4 protein-coding genes are annotated in these 7,269 nt (G+C 37.4%); all 4 read right to left on the bottom strand.

Annotated features, from left to right (window positions below; all coding sequences use genetic code 11):
* On the bottom strand, nt 1-397 hold a 397-nt coding region (locus tag HPK16_RS15195; RefSeq protein WP_181677752.1), incomplete at its 3' end, for a PIN domain-containing protein.
* A 120-nt stretch (nt 398-517) separates the two neighbouring features.
* Complete coding sequence (locus tag HPK16_RS15190) at nt 518-5,338, bottom strand: immunoglobulin-like domain-containing protein (protein ID WP_181677751.1); 4,821 nt, start codon at nt 5,336-5,338, stop codon at nt 518-520.
* Nucleotides 5,339-5,438: 100 nt separating this feature from the next.
* Nucleotides 5,439-6,101 carry a Crp/Fnr family transcriptional regulator gene (locus HPK16_RS15185; protein ID WP_181677750.1) on the bottom strand — a complete coding sequence of 221 codons (663 nt, stop codon included), beginning with the start codon at nt 6,099-6,101 and terminating at the stop codon, nt 5,439-5,441.
* A gap of 170 nt (nt 6,102-6,271) precedes the next feature.
* The gene (locus HPK16_RS15180) at nt 6,272-6,937 is read right to left on the bottom strand and encodes a Crp/Fnr family transcriptional regulator (protein WP_181677749.1); all 666 of its coding nucleotides are present in this window, start codon (nt 6,935-6,937) and stop codon (nt 6,272-6,274) included.
* Between the last annotated feature and the right edge of the window lie 332 nt (nt 6,938-7,269).

The following is a 7,269-nucleotide window of genomic DNA, read 5'->3' as shown; positions in this document are numbered from 1 at the left end:
CTTTCGGTAATTCAAAATTGATGGCTCCGCTCACTGTTTTGTCAGCTGCGATTTCTGTTCCGATATTGTTGGCATCTGCTTTCACTTGGTACGTTTTGTCACCAGATTTGAAAATAAAGTCATTGCCGCCGATACCGTATTTACTATCTGTTTCATTTTTAAAACTCATTGTTATTTGCATAATGTTTTTGTCGCCTTTGCCATTCTCTGTTGTTTCAATACCTTTGATTTGCATCTCTATATTGTTCACTGTTTTAGCTGGATACGTTTTTTCTTTCTCTGTTTTTGCTTCTTGTGTTGTTTTTGGTGTTTCTTCTTTAGTTGGTGTTGCCGAACAAGCCACTAGTGATAAGGCACAAGCACCTGACATCGCGATTAATATAACTTTTTTTAGCATCCTATTACTCCTCTATGTTTTCTTGTTTTTATATGAAATTGCTCTTTTTTTCAAAGTTAATTTTTAAAATGTGTGATGACTAAAGCTAGTTTAGTCATCACACCGAGTTGTATCTAAATTTTAGTTAACTGCTACTTCAACTTCTAAAGCAAGTCCAACGGCGTCATAGCCTAGAACGGTTACTTTTGCTGTTGCGTCTGTAATTTTGTCTTTCGCATAGTAAGTGTACGTGCCATCTGTTGCTACTGGGACTTTGCTGTACGTTGTGTCGCCTACTTTAATGCCGACATATTTAATGCCGCCTGTAAACGTTCCTGTGATATTTCTTGTTGTGCCGATTGTGAAATCGTCTGCTTTCATTGTTGGTGCAACGCCTGGATCAATCGTCACGTTGTCTTGTGCGACAACGGCACCAGTGGAATCATAACCAAGAACAGTTACAACATCATCTTTACTAGCTACTTTATCTTTGATGTAATATTGATAGCTTCCATCTGCATTTACTGGGACTTTGCTGTATGTTGTGTCATTGATTTTAATAGCAACATATTTCACAGCTCCTGTATAGGTTCCTGTCACATTATTAGCACCTAACAAGTATGTGCCTGCTGTTATTGTAGATGAACCTTCAGGTGTGATCGTTACTGGTGCAGTTGCAATTTGTGTTCCTGTGCTGTCATAACCGATAACGGAAACGGCTGTTGTAGTATCTGTAATCTTATCTTTTGCATAGTACTGCCAGTTAGTGCCATCTACCACGGCTACTTTACTATAAACAGTATCGCCAACCTTGAGCGCTACATATTTCACGCTTCCAGTGAAAGTACCTTTAACATTTGTATCTGTTTTAAGTTTGAAAGTGGCTGGTACGATTGTGCTTGCCCCTGCTGGATTTTGTGTTACTGTCAATGTTTTCGTATCTACCAATGTACCTGCAGCGTTGTATGCTTTGACAGAAACAACATCTGTTGGGGCCAAAATTTTACCTTTTGCGTAATACTGCCATGTTGTACCATCAACCACGCCTACTTTTGCAGATTCTACACCATTAACAACAAGGGCAACAGTTTTCACATTACCTGTGAATGTACCTTTGACATAGGAATCGGTAGAAATAGCGAAGTTACTTGGGTTAATCGTGATTGCGCCAACCAAGCTTTCTGGTCCAGCAACAGATACGTCTTTTGTATCAATGATAGTGCCTTCTGAGTTGTAACCAATCATTTTAACTACGTCTGTTTTGCTTGTAATCTTGTCTTTTGCGTAATATTGTAGAGCGCCTGATCCAGTTACCGCAACGGCTGGATATACTGTTCCGTTGACTGAAATCGCCACTTTTGTAACAGAACCTGTATATGTTCCTGTCACATAGCTATCTGCACTAACAATGAATTCTTTTGGTGTTACAGTTCCTACTAATAACTGGCCATCTTTCAACGTTACTTTGGCACGTGATAATTCTTTACCTGCTGAGTCTAGAGCAACGATGTACGCGTCTTGTGTTGTTGTTGTGATTTTGTCTTTCGCGTAATACGTGAAGTTTCCACTTACTGGAACCGTTGTATATTTTGTGTCGCCAACTTGTAGATATACTTTCGTTGCATCGCCAGAAACGGTTGCTTTAACAGTCGTATCATACCCTACATAATATGGCGCAGTGACTACGACTTTTCCTGCTGTTACGGAAACCACTGTAACTGTGATTGTTTTTGTTGTTGTATTGTTGTCTGCATCTGTTACGCTGTACTTAACAGAGTATGTTCCTGCTTTTGTTGTATCCACAGTATTCGTTACAACTGTTATGCTTGAAGTTAAATCACCATCTTCTTTGTCAGTCGCTGTTACGTCTGCCAACGGAGAGAATGTGTCACCTACATTGATTGTTTTATTAGTCGCTGTGATAACTGGTTTTTCATTTGTGTTGACTGTAACTGTGATTGTTTTAGTCGTTGTGTTATTATCTGCATCTGTTACGCTGTATTTAACAGTGTATGTTCCTGCTTTTGTTGTATCTACAGTGTTTGTTACAACTGTGATGCCTGATGTTAAATTGCCATCTTCTTTGTCAGTTGCTGTTACGCCTGTTAGAGGATTAAATGTGTCACCAATTTTAAGCGTCTTGTCGCTTGCAGTAATAACTGGTTTTTCGTTAGATTTTACTATGACAGATTTTGCTTCACTTGGAAGACCATTTTTCCCTGCTTGTGTTACATCAATAACTGCATCTGCTTTTTGAGCTGGAATTGTAATCGCAAATTTACCATCTGCGTCTGCTACACCTGTTGCTGTTGTTCCATCAGGAAGTTTTACTGTTACTGTGTTTCCTGGAACTGCTTCACCATTAATTGTTGTGTCGCCTGCTTTAATAGGAGATACTGTTGGTGTTGCTGGGACGGTGGTGTCTGCTATTACTTTCGTTGTTACTTTCACGCTGTCATTCACACCGTTTGTTTGGTATGTTTGAACGCTTTGATCTTTCACTAAATTAGTTCCTGCTGGCACATTTGCTGTCCATTTACCATCCGCATCAACCGTTGCTTTTGCTGTTTTACCGTCTGGGAATGTTACAACGATATCATCGCCTACAACACCTGTTCCTGAAACTGTTTTAGCACCTTCATAAATTGGTGATACTACTGGGCGATCAATGCTGCTTGAGCCCTCTGTTGATACGCGTGAGTAGTCAAAAATTTGGAAGCCATCGATGTTTTGACCAGTTGCTACACCGCCGTAATAGCTTACATATTTAGTCCCTGCTTGGTATGTTAATGGAATTTTAGCATTGTCTACATCGGACCATTCTCCAGAAGCTGTTTTAGACCAGTCTGCATCTTGATTCCAAGCATACACTTTAGCCATGTTATTCATTTCAACGCGTGAACGATATGCTTCGCTGTCATTACCGTAACCTCTAACAATATGACCGCTCGCAGTCTTGTTATTTTGACGGAAATCGATAAATTTAGGACTATTTAAAACTAGTTTTGAGCTTGGTGAACCACTTAAATCAAATACTGATGTCGAAGTGTTTGATAAAGTCTCTGCATAAATCATTGAATTTTGATTAAAAGTTACTGTGCTGTTTGCTTTAATTGCTGGGTAGTTACTATATCCTGATGCTGCGCGGATATTCGTTTTTGTATCTTCTGCAAAAGTAGCGCCACCAGCTGTAAGGATACCTGCTTGAGATGCGTCAATTTTTGTGCTTGTTCCTTGTCCAACATTGAATGCCGCTGAGGTACCTTCTTGGTATGCACCGTACTGACCATTTAGATAAATGCTAGAGTTCTTACCTACGTTTACAGCTGATCCGTAGTAAGTCGCAATACCTGAATTTCCCAATCCGACGAATTCTAGCGTATTATTATCTCCAAATGTTGCAGTTTTATAAGTTATAATCCCACTTCTTACAGATGAGTTTACCTTTAGTGAAACATTTGAACCTGTTGTTAAGCCATCACCATTTAGATCTGTCATTTCAATACCATTGCTATATGCCTTGACATCAACATTTGATCCGTCACCAATTTTAAGTCCACCTGCAACGATACTACGATCAGAAGAAGAACTTAATACTGCGTCTGTGTGCGCTCCAATATCGATAAGAGACGAGCCAGCCGCATAGATGGTAGCATAGTATGATTTCACTGTAAGCTTCGTATTATCACCAAATATTGCTGGTCCGTATGAATAGATACCATATTCGATTGATGAATTAAGATCAATTGTTACTTGGTCTGAAATTGGTTTTGGTGTAGCTGATACCGTACCAAATTGAACACCACCTGAACCTAAAGCGTAAATAGCTGTATACTGTGTTTTCAGATGAAGCGAAGATCCATCACCAAAAGTGATTTTTCCATTTGTATAAAAACCATGACCGTTATCACTTGTAATGTTAATATCTGCATTTTTACCTACATTTATTGCAGCGCCAGTATTATATGCATACACTGCTGTTCCAGTACCAGTAGCATTCAATTTCACGTTATTGCCAATTGTAATACTCCCAGTTGTATATATCCCATAACCTGAATCACCTGATGATAATGTAACATCTGCACCATCTTTAATTACTAGAGAGGAAGCGCGCAATGTGCCGTATTTAGAAGATGATTTAATTACTGCATTTGTTCCTACAACTAGTGAGCTGTACCATGCATCAAAAGCATAGCCATTGTTAGAGGTCATGTTGACATAAGCGTTATCGCCAATGCTCGCTGACCCTGTGCTACGGATAGTAATCGCTGTACTTAATGCTTCTAGTTGCTCAATTCTAGCACCATTCTTAATTTCTAATTTATTAACATCGATTGCTTTACTTTGAGCGCTGATGAAACGGTTATTTGAACCATCAACAGACATCGATAGATTACCAGATCCACCCATTACAAAACCACGTACTTGTACGTTGTCTAAAATATTTAGAGTAGGTGTCGCATAACCATCGTATCCTGCAAATATAGCTAATGACCCTGCATTTGTTAATACTGTATCTTGAAGGTCGATAATTGAAGTTGATTTCATCAAGATTTGATAAGAAGCAACACTCACCGTATGTCCATTACCTTCAATACGCATGTTACTATTGATTGTTACATTACTTGTGAATTGGAAATCACCAGTTAGTTCAATAACGTTATATGTGCCCGACTCTGCTGCTGCTTTAAATGCAGCGAATGTAGATACTTGTGTTCTTGATTCTGTAACCCCACTTTTTAGAGCCATAACTGTTTTTACAGGTGCGATTTTTTGTGCTACTGAATCTGCACTCGGCGCTTCTGTCGTTCCAGTATTCGTACTTTCCGCTGCAAATGATCCTGTTGGTAATACTGTAAATACTTGACTCGCGACTACTGTAGCTACTAATAATGTTTTTGTAGCTTTTTTTAATGTTTGCATAGATAGGACATTGATTGGTCCTTTTTGTTCAAATTTCATATTTATAATTTCTCCTTCTTAACTTTTTTTTTAAAGCACTTGCCTACCATAGAACTTAGACTCGTTCACATGATAAACACCTCCTTAAAACTTAGTATTCTTAATCGACTTTATTTACAATTAGCTGATACGACATCGGTTCTAAAAAACCTTCTTTGATTAGCTCTTTACAAATGTAGTACACAGTTGTAGAAGTAAGATTTAGATAGTTCGAAATTATTTTTTTAGTAAATATTTTCGGTAATATGAATTGAGTTGGTGTTTCTTCTCCATACAGTTTTCCTAGTTGTGTCATGAATATCTTTATTCTTTCTTTCGCATCCGTCACTTGTAATATGCTTCTATTGATTAAATATTCATTAGTAACCTTCATATTGTTATAGAGAAAAAATAAACCTTCTTGCATATACATTAACTTGCGCATCACATCTTCTTTTGCAAAGCGCCACAAACTGGATTTTGTTAAAGAAATTAACGTCAGTGTAGCTGGTTCATTTCCTAATATACTATCTATTCCAATAAAACCATCTTTACCAATAAAATGTATAATATGACTACCTCTCCATGCTCCAAAAATACCTGATTCGATGATGTACATATAATCATGTATTTGGTTTTCCTGAAATAATACTTCGTGCCTTGCTAATTCTACTTTTTCGCATTCAATTTCATAGTCATGATTATCTTGCAGTAAACCGAGTAAGTGGTTACTGCTGAAATGTTCGTCAATGACAGCTTTGTCAAATAGGTCTAAATAAGGCATACACACTTCTCCTTGCTCATCGTTTTTTAAGTAGTGCTTACTAATAGCTACCTTTTCCCGATAAAAGTATCTTACCATGATTAATGCATCGTAAAATTTTATACATTCGTAAATTCGGCTATTCCTCTACCTTCTTTTTGCGAACATTTTGTGAACGCCATTTCTTCTGCTTATCTAGGCGTAATATTACTCATGTTAATGATTATATCGTTTCCTTCATCATGTAAAATTCCTTCTTTTCGATATTTTTCATAGACAGCCAACACAGATGTATAACTGATTTGAAGATAGCTGGCAATCATTTTTGGTGTAAAATAGCTCTTCACTTGTATCTGATTGCTATCTTGTTCACCATACATAGCAACTAATTTCACAATAGTATCGAGCACATTCTCATGATTAGTTTTGGAAGTAGTAAGTCGTTCTGTTAGTCTAGAGATTCGCTGATTCAATACGTCTGCCAAAATTCCCATTCCGTAACTATTTATACCTAATTTCACTGAAATATCTTGTGCACTGATTTTGTAGAGCTGCACTTGTGTTAATGCGATAAAGGTAGTTGTAGAAGCTACTCGATCTATAATTCCTCCAAGTCCGATAAACTCGTTTTCTCCCAAGAAGTTTATGACTCGGTTGTCTTGCCGTTCCATAACGACACCCGATGCAACGATATACACATAAGTGGTTGGCTCATTTTCTATGCTGATTTCTTCTTGTGCTTCAAAATTTATTATTTCGTAGTCTAGCGGGTATGTTTCGTCCTCCAGTAAATACTGCTTAAACTGACTTTCTTGAAAACTAGTACACTGATTCTCAATAGAAGAATTAACCATCATGCATCCACTCCTTTGTTTATATCGTTGTTCATTCGCTCTTGGAATAACAATAGTATATAACGATTCATGATTTAGTGATTTTGCATGATTGTGCATTTACTGAAATCAAAATTGAATTTTATTTCGTTACTGAACTATTATTTCCGAATTTAAGCTCCGCACTCATTTTTGTCCACGCTCTCATTAGTGTTCTTGAATAATTCGTGAACAATTTAAAAAATCAATTTCACAAAAATATAGGCATCTAACTCTATAATTTGCTAAAAATATATCGTGACCTAGCTATTTTATGTATACATATTACGTTTTTGGAGGTATGGTGAACTTGTCAC

Origin of the sequence: Paenilisteria rustica (genome assembly GCF_013820765.1) — a bacterium.
Lineage (GTDB): Bacteria > Bacillota > Bacilli > Lactobacillales > Listeriaceae > Listeria_A > Listeria_A rustica.
This window is presented reverse-complemented; position numbering and strand designations above follow the sequence as displayed.

Bases quoted from the DNA above. Each gene is read 5' to 3' on its own strand.
- HPK16_RS15190 (WP_181677751.1), bottom strand. From the start codon at position 5,338: ATGAAATTTGAACAAAAAGGACCAATCAATGTCCTATCTATGCAAACA.
- HPK16_RS15185 (WP_181677750.1), bottom strand. From the start codon at position 6,101: ATGCCTTATTTAGACCTATTTGACAAAGCTGTCATTGACGAACATTTC.
- HPK16_RS15180 (WP_181677749.1), bottom strand. From the start codon at position 6,937: ATGATGGTTAATTCTTCTATTGAGAATCAGTGTACTAGTTTTCAAGAA.